The 17595-nt window shown below is 76.7% G+C and carries 11 protein-coding genes; 2 read left to right on the top strand and 9 right to left on the bottom strand.

The features are described from left to right. Positions 1–78: 78 nt before the first annotated feature. Positions 79–750 (bottom strand): prepilin peptidase, encoded by a 672-nt coding sequence (locus ACI79G_RS10765; RefSeq protein ID WP_456881119.1) that lies wholly within the window; start codon positions 748–750, stop codon positions 79–81. A 138-nt stretch (positions 751–888) separates the two neighbouring features. Here ACI79G_RS10765 and ACI79G_RS10760 point away from each other — a divergent pair, with 138 nt between their 5' ends. Further along, positions 889–1182: a hypothetical protein gene (locus tag ACI79G_RS10760; protein WP_456881118.1), complete on the top strand. Its 294-nt coding sequence runs from the start codon at positions 889–891 to the stop codon at positions 1180–1182. Between the two features lie 85 nt (positions 1183–1267). Here the strand turns inward: ACI79G_RS10760 and ACI79G_RS10755 are convergent, their stop codons facing one another. The 7 genes from ACI79G_RS10755 to ACI79G_RS10725 all read right to left on the bottom strand — a co-directional run bounded on the left by ACI79G_RS10755 (position 1268) and on the right by ACI79G_RS10725 (position 15634). Further along, positions 1268–3457: a PKD domain-containing protein gene (locus ACI79G_RS10755; RefSeq protein WP_456881117.1), complete on the bottom strand. Its 2190-nt coding sequence runs from the start codon at positions 3455–3457 to the stop codon at positions 1268–1270. A gap of 78 nt (positions 3458–3535) precedes the next feature. Continuing rightward, a complete protein-coding gene (locus ACI79G_RS10750) occupies positions 3536–4768 on the bottom strand; it encodes a hypothetical protein (protein WP_456881116.1) in 1233 nt (410 codons plus the stop codon). A gap of 300 nt (positions 4769–5068) precedes the next feature. Then, positions 5069–9355, bottom strand: a complete 4287-nt coding sequence (locus ACI79G_RS10745; RefSeq protein ID WP_456881115.1) for a PKD domain-containing protein — start codon at positions 9353–9355, stop codon at positions 5069–5071. 275 nt (positions 9356–9630) lie between these two features. Next, positions 9631–11964, bottom strand: coding sequence for a lysylphosphatidylglycerol synthase domain-containing protein (locus ACI79G_RS10740; protein ID WP_456881114.1), 2334 nt, complete (start codon positions 11962–11964; stop codon positions 9631–9633). A gap of 65 nt (positions 11965–12029) precedes the next feature. Continuing rightward, the gene (locus ACI79G_RS10735; RefSeq protein ID WP_456881113.1) at positions 12030–13277 is read right to left on the bottom strand and encodes an MFS transporter; all 1248 of its coding nucleotides are present in this window, start codon (positions 13275–13277) and stop codon (positions 12030–12032) included. A gap of 45 nt (positions 13278–13322) precedes the next feature. Continuing rightward, positions 13323–14600, bottom strand: coding sequence for a multidrug effflux MFS transporter (locus ACI79G_RS10730; protein ID WP_456881112.1), 1278 nt, complete (start codon positions 14598–14600; stop codon positions 13323–13325). A 104-nt stretch (positions 14601–14704) separates the two neighbouring features. Continuing rightward, positions 14705–15634 (bottom strand): NAD(P)/FAD-dependent oxidoreductase, encoded by a 930-nt coding sequence (locus tag ACI79G_RS10725; RefSeq protein WP_456881111.1) that lies wholly within the window; start codon positions 15632–15634, stop codon positions 14705–14707. On the opposite strand from ACI79G_RS10725, the gene ACI79G_RS10720 reads away from it, so the two are divergent. Then, positions 15540–15977, top strand: coding sequence for an alpha/beta fold hydrolase (locus tag ACI79G_RS10720; protein WP_456881110.1), 438 nt, complete (start codon positions 15540–15542; stop codon positions 15975–15977). The two genes, ACI79G_RS10725 and ACI79G_RS10720, sit on opposite strands and share 95 nt — an antisense overlap. A 30-nt stretch (positions 15978–16007) precedes the next feature. Here the strand turns inward: ACI79G_RS10720 and ACI79G_RS10715 are convergent, their stop codons facing one another. Then, positions 16008–17471 carry a protein adenylyltransferase SelO gene (locus tag ACI79G_RS10715; RefSeq protein ID WP_456881109.1) on the bottom strand — a complete coding sequence of 488 codons (1464 nt, stop codon included), beginning with the start codon at positions 17469–17471 and terminating at the stop codon, positions 16008–16010. Positions 17472–17595 lie beyond the last annotated feature (124 nt).

Raw genomic sequence — 17595 nt, 5'->3', positions numbered from 1 at the left:
CGGGGGACCGCTCCGTCGCCGGGGTCACCCCCCGTGACGGCCTGGATCCGGCCATCTCCGCGGACATGGCCGGAACGCTCAGGGCAGCAGCGCGGTCCCGCCGATGACGAGGGCGGCGCCGGCGAGCATGGCCGGGCCGAACGGCAGCTCGCCGCGCAGCCCGATGCGCCGGGTCGCCAGCAGGCCCAGCGCCACGACGGCCTGGACGACGAAGCCGGCGAGTGCGCCCAGCACGACCGCCGCCCAGCCGAGCCAGCCCAGGTACAGGCCGAGGAGCGCGGCCAGCTTCACGTCGCCCATGCCCAGGCCACCGGGCGAGACGAGCGCGAGCACGAGGTACACCGCGAACAGGGCCGCGGCGCCCAGCACCGCGCGCAGGAGCGCGTCCCAGGCGCCGTCGGCGAGGGCCGCGAGGAGCAGCAGCGCCGTCCCCGCGGCGAGCGCCGGCAGCACCACGCGGTTGGGCAGCAGCCGGTGCTGCAGGTCGACCACGGCGAGCAGCACGCCCACGACGGCGAGCAGCAGGAACGCCGGCAGCTCCCAGGAGAGCCCGGTGCGCAGGACGGTGAGCACCGTCAGCAGCGCGGTCGCGACCTCGACCACCGGCGGGCGGACGGCGACCGGCCCGGGCCGCAGCAGCTCCCGGGCGCCGGCACCCGCCGGCCAGGGGAAGCGCCCGGCGGCGCGGTTGGCCAGCAGGCCCGCGCCCGCCCCGGGGAGCAGGGCGACGACGGCGAGGGCGGTGAGCACGGGGCGACGATGACACGGCCGGGTCCGTGGGCGCGGGAACGCCACCGGTCCGGGGCGCCGGCGGTGGTGCGTCGTCGGCCTGATCGGTGCACGGACCCCTCGTCCCACTCGACCGGTGTTTCCGGCACGCTCGGCGGCATGAGCGAGACCGCGCAGGTCGCCCTGGCCGTCGTCTGCTTCTCCGTGGCGCTGCTCGCTCAGGTCACCGGCCTGGCGCTGCTGGTCGCAGACGCCCGACGGACCGGCTCCGCCCTGCGTCGCTGGCGCGACGGCGGAACGGCAGGACGCGATCGGGAGGCGCCCGTGCGGCTCGGTGAGCTCACCAGCCTGCTGGACTCCCTGCTGGGCAACCGGTTCGACCGTGCTGCCGCCATCGTGCTGCTGCTGGTCGGCGTCGTGGCGGGTGCGCTGGGCTGGTTCCTGGCGCTCTGACCGGATCGGCCGGCCGTGGGGCGGACGGCGGCGCCGGGGCGGGGAGCGGCTCCCCGTCCCGGCGCCGCCGGGGTGGAGGCGCCGCTCAGCGCCCGGTGGTCACCCCGAACCCGCTGACCCGGACCGCCGTCGCCGCGGTGGCGCTGGCCGGCCGGTAGGCCGCGATCCCGACCGCACCCGGCGCCTGCAGGGCCGCGGTGGTGTCGGCGCGCACCAGCTGCGGCGTCGTGGGCTCGGCGGTGCCGGCCGCCCACACCGTGGCGGCGACGTCGGTGCTGCCGGCGCCGGACACCCGGACCCGCACCTCCAGGCGCATCCCCGGTGCGTAGGTGAGGCCCGGGACGACGACCTCGCCGCCCGGCCAGCCCTCGACTCCTCCGGCCAGCCGCGACAGCGTCAGCGACACCCGCCCGTCGGCCATCACCTTGACCAGCACCCGGTACTCGTTGCCCGCGGACACCCGCCGGCCGGTGACGTACACGTACGTGCCCCCGCCGGTGGGCATCGAGCTCAGCGCGAACGACGTGCGGACGTCGACCCCGGTCTGGGCGACCTGGCCCAGGTACGCGCCGGTGTTGGTGCCCGCGGCCGGCAGCGCGAGCTCCCCCGTGCCGGGGCGCACCGACAGCCGGGCCGCGCCGGCCGAGGTCGTCCACGCGCCGCCGAGGTCCGCGGTGCCCCAGCCGCCGGTCGTCGTCCGGTCGAAGGCGTCGCGGGCGAGCGCGCCCACCGGCGGCGCGGTGACCGCCACCTGCTGCGCGCTGCTGCCGGTGGCACCGTCGTCGTCGGTGACCGTCAGGGTCACCGTGTACGTGCCCGCCGCCGCGTAGGTGTGCGGCGCGGTGGCACCGGTCGCCGTCCCGCCGTCGCCGAAGGACCAGGCGTACGAGGTGACGGAGCCGTCGGTGTCCACCGAGCCCCGGCCGTCCACCGCCACGGTGGTCCCGCTGGTGGCCACGGTGAAGGCGGCCGCCGGCGGTCGGTTGGCCGGGGGCGCGGTCACGGTGACCTGGCGCGAGGTCGTGCCGGTCCGTCCGCCGTCGTCGGTGACGGTCAGCGTGACGGTGTAGGTGCCGGCCGCCGCGTAGGTGTGCGTGGCGGTGGCGCCGGAGCCGGTGGGGGTGCCGTCGCCCCAGTTCCAGGCGTGCGCGGTGACCCGGCCGCCGGTGTCGGTCGAGCCGCTGCCGTCGACGGCCACGGTCAGGTCGCGCGGGGTCGCGGTGAACGACGCGGTCGGCGCGGTGTCGGTGGGCCGGCCGGTGGTGCCCAGGGTGAAGTGGTTCGCCACCTTGTCCGCGGACAGCACCGTCGGGTAGAGGGCCACCTCGTCGACCAGCCCGTTGGCGTACTCGGCGCCGGCCCACGTGCGGTCACCGCCCACCCGCCAGTAGCCGACGTTGTGCTGGCCGCGGGTCCCGTCGGCGCGGGAGGCGACGAGCCGGCCGTCGACGAAGAGCTGCATGCCGGTGCGGCCCAGGGAGGCCACGACGTGGTGCCAGCGGCCGTCGTTGTAGGCCGTGGGCGCGGTGAGCAGCTTGGTCTCCAGCGGCCACACGCCGAAGTTCAGCCGGCCGGCGGTGTCCATGTACACCAGCCGGTCGTGGTGGACGCTGCTGCCGGTCCGCAGGTTGCCGAAGCCGAGGAACCGGCCCCCGGCCGTGGTCGTGGTGCTGAACCAGAACTCGGCGCTGAAGGTCTGCGGCGCCGAGGTCGGCGTGGTGGTGGCCAGGTAGCCGGAGGTCGTGCCGTTGAGCCGCACGGCGCCGTCGGGGTCACCGGCGACCGCGCCGGGCCCGCGGGTCACCCCGGCGAAGGCCTGCAGGTCGTTGCCACCGGCCCGGTCGAAGCCGGTCGCGCCGGAGCCCTCGCCCAGCGGCCAGTAGGAGGTCGCCCCGTCGGCCCGCACCGCCGACGAGTACGCCCGGGCGGAGGTGCCGGCGGTCGGCACCTGCACCGACACCAGGGGCATCGAGACGGTGTTGCCGGCCGGGTCGGCCACGGTGACCCGGTAGCTGTGCGCTCCGGCGGTCAGGCCGGTGTCGGTCCAGCCGAGCACCGCCCGGTCCCACCACTGCGAGGGGCGGGTCAGGGTGGCGACCGGCGTCACCCCGCCGTCCCGGTACACGCGGTAGGTCAGGTGCTCGTTGTCCAGGTCGCTCGCGGCCCGCCAGGCCACGCGCACCGTGCCGGCACCGAGGACGGCGGCGGTCGGCGTGGACCCGGCGACGTCCGGACCCACCCGGTTCGGCGCGATCGACGGCAGCGCGTAGCGCACCAGGCCCTGCTGCGCGACCCCGTTGACCGTGGGGAACTCGCCGCCGTAGACGACGTAGCGGCCGTTGCCGCTGACGCTTTAGCCGGCCTGCGCCTGCCCGGTGGCGGTGCCGGCGGCCATGGTCGGGAACCAGGGCAGCACGGTCGGCGCCGGCTGCCGCTGCCAGGTCGGGTGGTGCAGGTTGCCGACGATGCCGGTGGACGCCGTGCTGAGCGCCGTCGCCCGCTTCCAGACCCGCTCGGTCTGCTCCGGGAAGCTGCCGATGTCGTCGCAGTCGTGCGCGTGGTTGGCCTGGTAGAGGGCGCCGCCCATCGGGTGGGTGGCGTAGGAGTCGCCCCAGCAGTCGTTGATCCACCGCACCCGGCCCCCGGTGACGTCGGCCGCGAAGGAGCCCTCGAGGTTGCCCGGGCCGAAGAAGTTGTAGCCGGTGCCGTAGACCGTCGTCCCGTCGGTGGACACGCTCCAGATCGCCGAGTTCACGCCCTGGTTGGTGATCTGCTGGTTGATCGCGAAGGGCCGGGTGACGCTGGTGAACGCGTCGATCGCCGCGACGCCGGTCGCCCGGACGCCGTTCATCGAGTCGAAGCGGCCGGAGACGACGAGCTGGGTGTTGCCGTTCGTGAGGACCATCGAGAGGACCTCGTTGGTCAGCGTCCGGTTGCCGTCGGTGTTGCCGGCGGTGCTGCCGTAGCCGGGCACCGGCGCCCAGTTGGTCAGCGAGCCGTCGACGGCGGTGACGACGGCCAGCCGGGTGCGGCTCACGGCACCGACGGCGGTGACGTTGCCGCCGAAGTAGACGAAGTCGTTGGTCGCGGCGATGGCGCGCACCTGTCCCTGGACGGCGGGCCGCCAGGTGGCGACCAGCTCACCGGCCGGGGTCAGGGCGGCGATGCGGCTGCGGGGCTGGCCGTTGACCTGGGTGAAGTCCCCGCCGACGTAGATGCGGGAGCCGTCGGGGGACGCCGCGATGCTCAGCGCCTGCCCGTTGAGCGACGGCGCGAACGACGGGATCAGGGCGCCGGTGCGGATGTCGTAGGCGAGGACGTTGGTGCGGGGCACCTCGTTGACGCCGGCCGGCGCGCCTGCGGGGCGTGCGGTGGTGAACCGGCCCGCGACGTAGACGACGTCGCCGACGACGACCTGCGACCAGGCGACGCCGTTGATCTGCACGGTGGGCAGCGGGTCGGCGGTGACCGTGACCGGGGTGGCCGGGTCGGCGGGGTCCAGCGGCGCGGAGTCCGCGAGCGCCCCGGTGGCGGGCAGGACCGCCAGCCCGGTGCCGAGCAGGAGCGTGCTGACGAGCCCCGCCAAGAGCCTTCTCGCGTGCATGGGTGTTCCCCCGTCGTTCCCCGTGAGCCGGCCTCTCCCGGGCCGGTCGGCGAACACTAAGCGTGACGATCGGCAGGATCACAGTGGTTCTCATCCCACTCGATCCGGTGGTGAGCAGGCCGTTCCCCGCATGGATTCGGCCCCCTTCGTGACTCTTTGTGAGGTTGCGCGGCTCACCGGGACACCCGACCGGGTGGCGGGCGGGGGCGGGTCCGGACGCGCGAGGGCCCCCGCCGGCCGCAGCGGACTGCGGCCGTCGGGGGCCCTCAGGGGGAGGTCGGCTCAGCCGGCCGGGCGCACCTCCAGCGCGGTCACCCGCACGGCGACCGGCGCGGTGGCCGTGCCCGAGGTGTACGCGGCCAGCCCGACCGAGCCGGGCGCCTGCAGCGCCGCGGTGGTGTCGGTGCGCACCAGCTGCGGCGTGGCCGGCTCGGCCGCGCCGTCGGCCCACACGGACGCCGCCACGTCGGTCGTGCCGGTGCCCGAGACGCGGACCCGCACGTGCAGCGTGGTCCCGGCGCGGTAGGTCAGCCCGGGGACGACGACCTCGCCGCCCGGCCAGGCCTCCGTGCCGCCGCTCAGCCGCGAGAGCACCAGCGACACCTGGCCGGCCGAGCCGACCTTGACCGCCACCCGGTACTCGTTGCCCGCCGACACCCGGCGGCCGGTGACGTACACGTACGTGCCGCCCCCGGTCGGGACCGAGCCCAGCGAGAACGACGTCCGGACGTCGGCCGAGGTCTGCGCGACCGAGCCGAGGTACGAGCCGGTGTTGTTGCCCGGCCCGGCCGTGAGCGTCGCCGTCCCGGGGGTGACCGACTGGCGGGTCGCCCCGGCGCTGGCCGTCCACGGGCCGCCGACGTCGGCGGTGCCGAGCCCGCCGGTGACCGTGCGCCCGAAGGCGTCGGCGGCGATCACCGCCGGGTCCACCGGGCCCGGCGGCGGGGTGCCGGCGGCGACGGTGACCGCGCGGCTCGTCGTCGCCGTGGCGCCGTCGTCGTCGGTCACGGTGAGCGTCACCGGGTAGGTGCCGGCCGCCGCGTAGGTGTGCGTCGCGGTGACCCCGGTCGCCGTCCCCCCGTCGCCGAAGGTCCAGGCGTACGAGCGCACCGTGCCGTCGGGGTCGGTGGAGCCCGACCCGTCCACGCTCACCGACAGCCCGCTGGTCGCGGCGGTGGCGGTGGCCGTCGGCGCCTGGTTCGGCGCCGGCGGCTGCCCGCCGCCGGCCCCGGGCGCGGTGGCCGCGAAGCCGGTGACCCGGACGGCGGTGGACGCGGTCGCGCTGGTCGGCCGGTAGGCGGCCAGCCCGACCGAGCCGGGGGCCTGCAGCGCCGCGGTGGTGTCGGTGCGCACCAGCTGCGGCGTGGCCGGCTCGGCGGTGCCGTCGGCCCACACGGTCGCGGCGACGTCGGTCGTGCCGGTGCCGGTGACCTGCACGCGGGCGTGCAGCGTGGTCCCGGCGCGGTAGGTCAGCCCGGGGACGACGACCTCGCCGCCCGGCCAGGCCTCCGTGCCGCCGGCCAGCCGGGACAGGGTCAGCGACACGCGCCCGTCGGCCATCACCTTGACCAGCACCCGGTACTCGTTGCCCGCGGACACCCGCCGGCCGGTGACGTACACGTACGTGCCCCCGCCGGTGGGCATCGAGCTCAGCGAGAACGACGTGCGGACGTCGACCCCGGTCTGGGCGACCTGGCCCAGGTACGCACCGGTGTTGTTGCCCGCTGCCGGCAGCGCGAGGGTCGCCGTCCCGGGCGCGACCGAGAGCCGGGTGGCGCCGGCCGTGGCCGTCCACGGGCCGCCGACGTCGGCGGTGCCCAGGCCGCCGGAGACCGTGCGGCCGAAGGCGTCCGAGGCGATCGCCGCGGGGGCGGTCGGCGGCGGCGCGGTGACCGTCACCTGCTGCGAGGTCCTCGCGGTGGCGCCGTCGTCGTCGGTCACCGTGACCGTCACCGGGTAGGTGCCGGCGGCGGCATACGTGTGCGATGCCGTCGTCCCCGTGCCGGTGCCCCCGTCGCCGAAGTCCCACGCCACCGCGGCGACCGTGCCGTCGGGGTCGGTCGACGCCGCGGCGTCGACGGCGACCCGCAGGCCGTCGGTGGTGGCGGTGAACCGGGCCGTCGGCGCCGCGTTGGGCGTCGGCGCGCCGGTGGCGGTGGCGTGGTGCGCCTGCACCTGCTCGGCGGTGAGCGTCGTCGAGTAGATCGCGACCTCGTCGAGCGAGCCGGCCAGCGACGCGCTCGCCGGTGCGCCGGGCCAGCCGGTCAACGAGCCACCGGCGAGGTGCCAGTACCCGGCCAGGTTCGCGTTGGCGGTGGTGAACGTCGGCTCGGTGGCCACCCGGGCGCCGTCGACGTGCAGCGCCGCGCCCGTGCCGGAGACGGTGGCGACCACGTGGTGCCACGCGCCGTCGTCCACGCGCCCGGGGCTGCGGACGGTCCGGTAGGTGGTCCCCCGCTTGGTGCCGAAGGTCAGCCGGCCCTCGGCGTCGACGTAGAGCGACCGGTCGACCGCGGTGGCCGCGCCCGCGGGGTTCGTGGCCGCCGCCGTGGGCGAGTCGCTGTACTGGGCGATCAACCCGCTCGAGGTGGTGCGCACCCAGGCCTCGACGCTGAACGCGTTGGCGGGGGTGGGCACGGTGGCGGCGCGGGTCGAGGCGATGCCCGTGGCCGTCCCGTTCGCGGTCACCGCGGTGTCGCCCCCGACGGCACCCGCGGTGCCCCGGGTGACCCCGGTACCCGTCGTCAGGTTCGTGGTGCCGGCGTGGTCGAGGGCCGTGGTACCGGAGGGCTCACCGAGCCGCCAGTACTGGTCGGGGGCGTCGGCCAGGACCCGGTTGGCGTAGGCGCTGGTGGCCGACGCGACCGTGACCGTGTTCGACGGCGAGCTGGTGACCGTGTTGCCGAACGGGTCGGTGACGACGACCCGGTAGGACGCCGTGGAGCCGGCCGGCCGCGGGTCGGTGAAGGTCAGCTCGGGCCGGTCCCACCACGAGGACGTGGCCGTGACGGTGTGGACGGGGGTCGTCCCGCCGTCCCGGAGGACCTGGTAGGTCAGCTCGGCGTTGTCCATGTCCCACGCGGCGGGCCAGGTGACGGTGACCTGCCCGGCCGTGGTCGAGGTGGCGTTGGGCCGCAGCGCCGCCGCCGTCGTCTCCGGCCCCCGGTCGTTGGGGGCCAGCGAGGAGACGGCGTAGCGGACCAGCCCCTCCTGGGCGACGCCGTTGACCCGCGGGAACTCGCCGCCGAAGACGACGTACTGGCTGTTGCCGCTGACCGACCAGCCGGCCTGCAGCTGACCGGTGACCTGGCCGGCCGACATGGTCGGGAACCACGGCAGCAGCGTCGGGGCGGGCTGGCCGCGCAGGTTGGTGTTGCGCAGCGACGGGTCCGTGGTGGTGCCGGTGGCGGTGGTCGTGACCGCGGTCGCGAACTTGTTCACCCGGGGGGTCTGTTCCGGGTAGCCGCCGATCGGCTCGCACGTGTGGGCGTGGGTCGCGATGTAGAGGACGCCGCCCACGGGGTAGCTCGAGTAGGAGTCACCGTGGCAGCCGTTGACCGCGATGACCGCGCCGCCGTCGGCCCGCGCGGCGAAGGAGCCCTCGAAGTTGCCCGGCCCGAAGTAGTCGTAGCCGGTGCCGTACACCGCGGTGCCGTCGGTGGAGAGGCTGTAGACCGCGGAGTTGACGCCCTGGTTGGTGATCAGCTGGTTGATCGCGAAGGGCCGGGTCGCGCCGGTCGCCGCGTCGAGGGCACCGACACCGGTGGCCTTGGCGCCGTTGAGGGTGTCGAACCGGCCGGCGGCCACCACCTGGCTGCCCCCGCCGGTGACGACCAGGGCCATCACCTCGCTGCTGGTGGCCGTGTTGCCGTCGCGGTTGCCGGCCGTCGAGCCGGGGCCGGGGACGGGCGCCCAGGGCAGCAGGCCACCGTCGGAGGCCCGGACCGCGGCCAGCTGGCTGCGGCTGACGCCGCCGAGGGCGGAGAAGTTGCCGCCGAGGTAGACGGTGTCGTTCGTGGCGGCCAGCGCGCGCACCTGCGAGCTGACGCTCGGCGCGAACGACGGGACGAGCGCCCCGGTCACGGTGTCGTACGCGGCCACGCGGTTGCGGACCTGACCGTTGGCGCGGGTGAAGTCGCCGCCGACGTAGAGCCGCCGGCCGTCCGGGGACGCCGCGAGGGTCAGCGCCTGGGCGTTGAGGTCGGGGGCGAAGGACGTGATGAGCGCGCCGGTGCGGATGTCGTAGGCGAGCAGGTTGTTGCGCACCGTCTCCTGGGTGCCGGCCGCGGCGCCCGCCGGGCGAGCGGTGCTGAACCGCCCGGCCGCGTAGACGGTGTTGCCGACGACGACCTGGGACCAGACGACCCCGTTCACCTGCACGGTGGGCAGCGCGTCGGCGGCGACGGTGGCCGGCTCACCCGGCGGAACGGGTCGGGTGTCGGCCGCCGCGGTGCCGGGGACGGCGAGGCCGAGGAGGGCGAGGCCTGCGGTCAGCAGGCCGGCGACGGCCGTGGACCCTGCCCTCCGCCGGCGAGTGCGCCGGTCGTGCGGCACGGGGACTGAGGACATGCGGGATCTCCGGGAGCTCGTGGGCGCGGACCGCCGTCTCCGTGGGCGTCGCGCACGTGCTCTCGATCCCCCGACCGGTGACTGGCAGACACAACCGACCACGCAGCGTTATGCCGGTCAAGGCGCCCGCACCCACACGGGCGCGGGTCCACCCGATCGGATGCACGGGTCGGACCGGACGGGTGCCGCCCACCGTGCGTCGCCGCTCGCCGCTCGCCGGTCGCCGGGTCGCCGTCCGCGGCCGGGTCGGGCGTCCTGCGCCGCCTGCCGACCGGCTAGATCTGCTGCCGGCGCTGCAGCACCAGGAAGGCGAGCCAGCCGAACGGCGCCGGCAGCCAGAACGTCGCCGCCCGGAAGGCGAGGACGGCGGTGAGCGCGGCGGTCACCGGCACACCCGTCGCGGTCAGGGCGCCGACGAGGGCGGCCTCGACCGCCCCGAGCCCGCCGGGGGTGGGCGCCGCCGACCCGATCGTGGACGCCGCCAGGTACACGACGACGAGCGTCGGGAAGGACAGCGACGCGGAGAAGGCGCGCAGCGAGGCGTCGAGCGCCAGCACGTAGCCGCCGTTGAGCAGCAGGATGCCGAGCACCGCCGTCCCGAGGCGGCGCGGCTGGGTCAGCGCGGTGAGCAGCTGGGGCAGCGTCTGGCGCAGCAGCGGCTCCACGCGGCGGTGCAGCAACCGCCGGGTCGGCGGCAGCATGGCCACCGCGACGAGCACGGCCGTCGCCACGAGCAGGACGACGAGCACCTCGCCGCTGGGCAGGAGCGTCGGGCGGGAGGCGGACACGCCGCTCACCCAGCTGCACACCAGCAGCACGACCACCGTCACGACGACGGTGACGACCTGGCTGACGGCGACGCTGGCCGCGGCCGTCGCCAGCGGGACGCCGGCGCGCTGGAGGTAGCGGATGCCGATCCCGACGTGCCCCACGGTCGGCGGGGTCACCAGCGTGACGAAGGCGGTCGCGACCTGCACCAACGTGGTGCGGGTCAGGGGCAGGTCGACGGGCACGAAGGCCTGCAGGGCCAGTGCCGCGCCGACGTAGGTCACCGCCGAGCCGAGCACCGCGACCGCGAGCCACTGCCAGCGGGCCGCGCCCAGCGTGCTGCCGAGGCTGACCTCGGAGAGCTGGGAGGCCAGGACGTACGCGGCGACGGTCGCCGCCACCATCGTGACGATCGTCCGCGGCCGCACGCGCTCCAGCCGCGGCGCCGTGGCCGGGACCGCCCCTGAGGGCCCGGCGAGGGTGGTGCGCAGGTCGCCGACGACCGCGGTCCGGCGCACCGCCTCGCGCAGGGGCGGGGGCAGCACCAGCGGCTGGGCCAGCGCCGCCAGCCGTGCCTCGGCCGGCGCGCCGGCCCCGTACCCGTCGCGGAAGGCGGCCACCGCCGCCTCGGCACCGGCGTGCGCGGCCGCGGTGACCAGGAGCGCCACGACGTCCAGTTCGCGCTGCAGCTCGCTGGCCGCCGGCTGCGCGGACCGCCACCGGGTGAAGCCCACCCGGCCGTCGGGCAGCAGGACGACGGACTGCGGGCTGAGCGCGCCGTGGGCCACGCCGGCCCGGTGCACCCGCCGGAGCGCGGTGAACGCGGCCCGGAGCACCTCGGGCGCCGTGCCGTCCGCGTCCGCGAGCGGGGTTCCGGCGAGCGGCCGCGCCACCGACAGCAGGGCCGGCCCCGCGGACAGCAGCGTCACCACCGTGGGCGCGGGGACGTCGGCCGCTCGGGCGATGCCGGCGCAGAGCGCCTCCCGCTCGAGCCGGCCGCGCAGGGTGAGGGCGGGCCGGCCGACGACCGACGACCGCAGCCGCACCAGCGACACCCCGCGGCGGGCCAGCGAGACGCCGCGGCGGTCGGGGTCGACGACGGTCACCTCGAGGACACCGGCGGGCGAGGTGGCGACGTAGCGCAGGCTCTCCGCCGGGTGCGACAGCGGGCACAGCTCGTCCACCGGGAGTCCGGCCGCGGCGAGGACCGCGCGGACCCGTTCCTCGTCCGGGCGGGCGGGCACCACGCCGACCAGCACCCGGACGAGCAGGCCCGCCGCGGTCCCGGCGAGGAGGGCGACCGCTCCGCTGAGCAGGGTGAGGCTGCCCAGTGCGAGCGCGCACAGCAGTGCCGCGCCGAGCACCACCCGGGCGGGCGTCGTCCACCGCGGGCGCCGCTGCAGGTCGGCTCCGACGAGCAGGCCGACGGCGGCGGCGATCGGCGTGACCGCCGCGTCCTCGGCCGTCCCCAGCAGGTCCTGCCGGCCCAGCAGCCACTCCGCGGCCTCGCCCGCGCCCAGCGCCAGGGCACAGGCGAGGGCCGCGGACGTGACCGCGAACCGGCGCCGCCGCAGCGCGTCGAGTAGGACGGCACCCAGGACGGCGAGCACGGCCAGCGAGGCGACGCCGTTGGCGATGGAGAGCACGGTGCCGGGCAGTCCGCCGAGGGCCGTGTCGGCGAGGTCGGCGTCCGCGGCCGGCACCCGGGGCGCCTGGACGGCGAGCAGGACCAGGAGCAGCAGCGCGCCGGCCGCGAGCCCCAGCGCGACGCCGTCGGCGGGACGGCGGACCCGGGTCCGCGGCCAGAACGACGTCCGCCGGTCCGCGCCCCCCTCCGTCACCCGGCCAGTATTCGCAGGTCCCGGCAGGGCCGCCGCGCCGGGTCGCGCCCCTGGTGGACGAGGCGTCAGCGGTGCGGGGCGGCCCGCTCGGCCGGGGCCCCCACCGCGCTGGCCGCTCCCCGCGCTGACGTGGTCGCTCCGGGCAGCCGCAGGCTGACCAGCAGCGCGAGCAGCGGCAGGGGGAGGAGGGCGGCCACCGACCACCCCAGGCCGTGCGCGTCGGCCAGCACCCCGAAGAGGGGGGTGACGGCACCGCCGGCCGACACGGCCAGGCCGAGGGTGACGCCGGAGGCCGTGCCGACCCGGTTGGGGAGCAGCTCCTGCCCGAGGGTGGTCTGCACGGAGAAGGGCAGGTACAGCCCCACGCCGAGCAGGACGGCGGCGAGGAGGGCCGCGGGCCAGGACGGCGCGGCGACGAGCAGGACGAGACCGGGCACGGCGACCGCGTAGCCCAGCCGGATGGCCGGCACCCGGCCCCACCGGTCGGCGAGCCAGCCGCCGGCGAGGGTGCCGACCGCCCCGACGGCGAGGAACGTCGCCAGCGCCGCGGAGCCGGCCGAGGCGGGGACGCCGAAGCGGTCGATGACGTACAGCGCGACCAGCGACGAGACCCCGAAGTAGAGGACCGAGCGGATCACCACCAGCCCGGTCAGCCAGCCGAACGACCGCCAGTCGTCCTCCCGCTGCGGCGCCCCGCGGGTCGCGGCGGCGGGGCGTGGGCGGGCGCGGGCCCGGCGGCCGAGAGCCAGGAGGACGGCGGCCGTGACCAGGGCCGGCAGCGCCAGCAGCGGCGTCCCCGCCACGCCGTACGCCAGCAGCACCGGCGTCACCACGACCGGGCCCAGGGCGAGGCCGGCGTTGCCACCGACGGCGAACCAGCTCATGCCCTGCGCCGAGGCGCCGGCAGCCGCACGGGCCGCCCGGGCCGCCGCCGGGTGGTAGGCGGCCACGCCGAGGCCGGAGAGGGCCACCGCCGCCCAGGTCCACCAGTAGGAGTCGCCGAGGCCGGCCAGTCCGATGCCGACCCCGGCGACCAGCAGGCCCAGCGGGGTCAGCCACGGCAGGGGCCGCCGGTCGGCCAGGACGCCGAAGGCCGGCTGCACCACCGACGAGAGCACCGTGGCGGCGAGCGTGATGCCGGTGGCCGCGGCGTAGGAGTACCCCCGCTCCAGCACCAGGAACGGCAGCAGCGCGGGCACCGCCCCCTGGTACAGGTCGTCCACGACGTGGCTGAGGGTCAGCAGGGCCAGCCCGCGGCGGTCGACCACGCGCCCGTCCGAGGCCGGCCGGCCGCCCCGGCGATCGCTCCGCACCAGGCGACCGTGGCCGCGCCGGCGCCGGTCGTCAACCGGCAGAGGTCAGTGCGCGCCGGCGGGTGCGGGCTCCTCCGGCGCGTCGGTCAGCTGCCAGGGCCGGACGACGGTCACGAGCACTCCGATCGCGAGCACCAGCGCGGCGAGGATGACCGTGCCCATCGCCGCGGCGTCGTTGCCCAGCAGGCCGACGACCGGCGACACCGCGGCGCCCACACCGAACTGCACCGCGCCCAGCAGCGCCGCCGCCGAGCCGGCCGACTCCCCGTGCCGGGACAGCGCCAGCGCCGGGGCGTTCGGCAGCGCCAGGCCGGTGGCGAAGAGCATGGCCCACAGCGGGACGACGACGCCGAGCAGCCCGCCGGTGCCGGTGACGGCCAGGACGAGCAGCGCCGCGCCGGAGAGCGCCCCGGCGACCGTGCCGGCGACCAGCACCTGGGCCGGGGACCAGCGCCGCAGCACCACCGGGTTGAGCTGGGTGGCCGCGATCAGCCAGACGGCGCCGGCGCCGAAGAGCAGCCCGAACTGCTGCTCGTCGAGGCCGTACTGCCGCTGGAAGACGAACGACGAACCCGAGACGTAGCTGAACAGCCCGGCCATCGTCAGCCCGGCGACCAGCACCAGGCCGACGAGCGTCCGGTCGCGCAGCAGCCCCCGGTAGGTGTGCAGCGTGCCCGCGACACCACGGCCGCTGCGGCGGGACGGCGGCAGCGTCTCGCGCAGGCCGAACCACCCGACGGCGAGCAGCAGCAGCCCGTAGACCGCGAGGACGGCGAAGATGCCGCGCCAGCTGGTGACCCGCAGCAGCTCCCCGCCCAGCGTGGGGGCCAGCACCGGCGCGGCACCGAGCACGAGGAACAGCCGGGACAGCATCGTGGCCGCCGCCCGTCCGGTGAACAGGTCGCGCACCACCGCCATCGCGACCACCGCGCCGGCCGCCGTCCCGACCCCCTGCAGCAGGCGGAGCACGCCGAGCACCTCGATGGTCGGGGCGACCAGCACCAGCAGCGACGCCACCACGTACAGCGCCGTGCCGGCCAGCAGGGGCCCGCGACGGCCGAACGTGTCGGAGAGCGGGCCGAGCACCAGCTGGCCGATCGCCAGGCCGACGAGCGTGCCGGTGAGGGTCAGCTGGACCATCGCCGACGTCGTCCCCAGCTCGGCGGTGATGGTGGGCAGCGCCGGCAGGTACATGTCGATCGTCAGCGGCCCGATGGCGACGAACGCGCCGAGGAGGAGGGCGAGCAGCGCCCGGTTGGGCGGCGCGGCCTCGGGGGTCGGTGCGAGCGTCGCGGTCGCGGCGCGGTCCTGCAGGTCGGTCACGGTCGTCCATTCGTCCAGGCGGTCTGACAGCGGCCCACGCTGGCCGGATGTCAGGGGCCAAGGCGGCGTCGGTGCCGTCCATTCCTGGCTGTGGCGGACGCCGCTCAGACCCCCAGCGGCTCCCGGGCGGCGGCGACCGCCCGGCGGGCGTCCTCGGCCACCAGGTCGGCGTTGACCTGCGCGCCTGCGGACGCCCCCGCGGCCGCGGCCGAGCCGACCTGCGCGGACAGGTCGGTGACGTTGCCGGCGAGCCACACGCCGGGGACGGCGCTGCGCCCGGCGGCGTCGGCGACCAGGTGCTCCCCCATCCCCGACGGGTGCGGCACCGGGGTCAGGCCGAGACCGGCGAGGAAGTCGGCGCGGGCGACCATCCGCGACTGGACGGCGACCGCCGCCCGCTCGACCACCGTGCCGTCGGCCAGCCGCACGCCGACGATCCGGTCGTCGGCGACCTCCAGCCCGGCCACCTCGCCGGTCACCACCCGGACGCCCAGGGCGGCCAGCTGCTCGGCCTGCTCGCCGGAGGGCGCCGGCTGGGTGTGCGCGAACAGGGTGACGTCGGCGCTGAGCTGCCGGAACAGCAGCACCTGGTGCACGGCCATGGGGCCGCAGGCCAGCACGCCGACGGCCTGGTCGCGGACCTCCCACCCGTGGCAGTACGGGCAGTGCAGCACGTCGCGGCCCCAGCGCTCGCGCAGGCCGGGGACGTCGGGCAGCTCGTCGACCAGCCCGGTGGTGACCAGCAGCCGGCGCGCCCGCACCGTCCGCCCGTCGGTCAGCCCGACGACGAAGCCGTTCCCGTCCCGGTCCGCGCGGACGACCTCGCCGTCGACGACGGAGCCGCCGTAGGAGCGGACCTCGGCCCGCCCGCGCGCGAGCAGCTCGCCGGGCGGCATGCCCTCGCGGGCCAGCAGGCCGTGGACGCCGGCCGCCGGCGCGTTGCGGGGCGCGCCCGCGTCGACCACCACGACCGACCGCCGTGAGCGGGCCAGCACCAACGCCCCGTTCAGCCCCGCGGCGCCCCCGCCGACCACCACGACGTCGTACTCGTTCCTCAGCTCGTCGGTCACCGTGACCACCTCCGCGGCGACAGTGCGACGGACGGCGCCGATGCGGCAAGGATCGTTGCCGTACCGGCAAAGCCACGGGGCGCTCCCGGGATGCAGGGGCCTGGCCGACGTCTGCTCGGCGCCCGCCGCCGGGCACGGGACGACCTACGTCGTCTGCGACCAGGACCGGGCCGTCCCGCCGGTCGCGCAGGAGGCCATGGCGTCCGGCGCCGACCGGGTCGAGCGGCTGCCCTCCTCCCACTGGCCGGTGCTGTCGGTGCCCGGGCGGCTCGCGGAGGTCCTGGAACGGGCGGCCGCGGAGTCCTGAGCCGGCCGGCGGACGCCGCGGGACGGCGGCTCAGGTGCCGCAGAAGGTGCGGTAGGGGCCGGTGCCGCCCGGGGCCGGGGCCGCGTAGCGCTCGAGGCCCGGCCGCTCCTCGTAGGGGGCGGCCAGCACCTCGAGCAGCTGCTGCAGCGAGGCCAGGTCACCGGCGGTCGCCGCCTGCAGCGCCTCCTCGACGAGGTGGTTGCGGGGGGTGTAGACGGGGTTGACCCGGTCCATCGCCTCGGCGTCCGGACCGACGGCGCGCCACCGCTCGAGCCAGGCGTCGAACCGCGCGAGGTCCAGGACGACGAGGCGCGCGGGCTCGGCGTCGCCGCGGGCCGCGGTGCCGAGCGCGCGGAGGAAGGACGTCAGGTCGACGCGGCTCTCCTGCATGAGCGCGAGCAGGTCCTCGGCGAGCGACGTGGCGACCGCGTCGTCCAGCCCCTCCGGGAGGCCGAGCTTGGCGCGCATGCCGGCCGACCAGGCGGCGTTGTACTGCGGGCGGAACCGCTCGAGCGCCGCGACCGCGAGGGCGACCGCCTGCTCCTGGTCGTCGGAGAGCAGCGGCAGGAGCGCCTCGGCGAACCGGGCGAGGTTCCACTCGGCCACGATCGGCTGGTTGCCGTAGGCGTAGCGCCCGCCGGTGTCGATCGAGCTGAAGACGGTGGCCGGGTCGAAGGCGTCCAGGAAGGCGCAGGGCCCGTAGTCGATGGTCTCGCCGGAGATCGTCGTGTTGTCGGTGTTCATGACGCCGTGCACGAAGCCGACCAGCATCCACCGCGCCACCAGCGACGCCTGGGCGGCGACCACGGCCTCGAACAGGGCGAGGTACGGGTTCTCGGCGTCCGCCGAGGCGGGGTGGTGCCGGCCGATCGCGTGGTCGGCCAGGCGGCGCAGCAGCTCGACGTCCCCGGTGGCGCGGGCGTACTGGAAGCTGCCCACCCGCAGGTGGCTGCTCGCCACCCGCGCCAGGACGGCGCCCGGCAGCAGGGTCTCGCGGCGGATCTTGCGCCCGGTCGCCACCACGGCGAGCGAGCGCGTGGTCGGGATGCCGAGCGCGTGCATCGCCTCGCTGATGACGTACTCGCGCAGCATGGGGCCGACGGCGGCCAGCCCGTCCCCGCCGCGCGAGAACGGCGTGCGGCCCGAGCCCTTGAGGTGCAGGTCGCGCAGCCGGCCCTCGGCGTCGGTGAGCTCCCCGAGCAGCAGCGCCCGCCCGTCGCCGAGGCGCGGGACGAACCCGCCGAACTGGTGCCCGGCGTAGGCCTGCGCCACCGGCTTGGCGCCGTCGGGGACGGCGTTGCCGACGAGCAGGCGCACGCCCTCGGGGCTGCGCAACGTGTCGGGGTCGAGGCCGAGCTCGGTGGCCAGCGCCTCGTTCAGCACGAGCAGCTGCGGGGCCGGCACCTCGTCGGCCTGCCACGGGACCGCCAGCTCCGGCAGCTCGCGGGCGAAGCGGTCGTCGAAGGAGGCGGTCGGTGCGGGGGCGACGCTCACACGGGGGTGAGCGCGATCCCGGCCGCTGCTGTTCCCGCATCGACACACCGCGACGGAGGTCCGTCGCATCCTGCCGTGGGCAGCGGCCCCTGCTCGGGGTCTCCTCGGGGCCGGGTCGCCCGGC

The sequence above is a fragment of the Geodermatophilus sp. SYSU D00779 genome (genome assembly GCF_054050595.1).
Note: the sequence above shows the minus strand (reverse complement) of the source record. Positions and strands in the feature narration are given on the sequence as shown.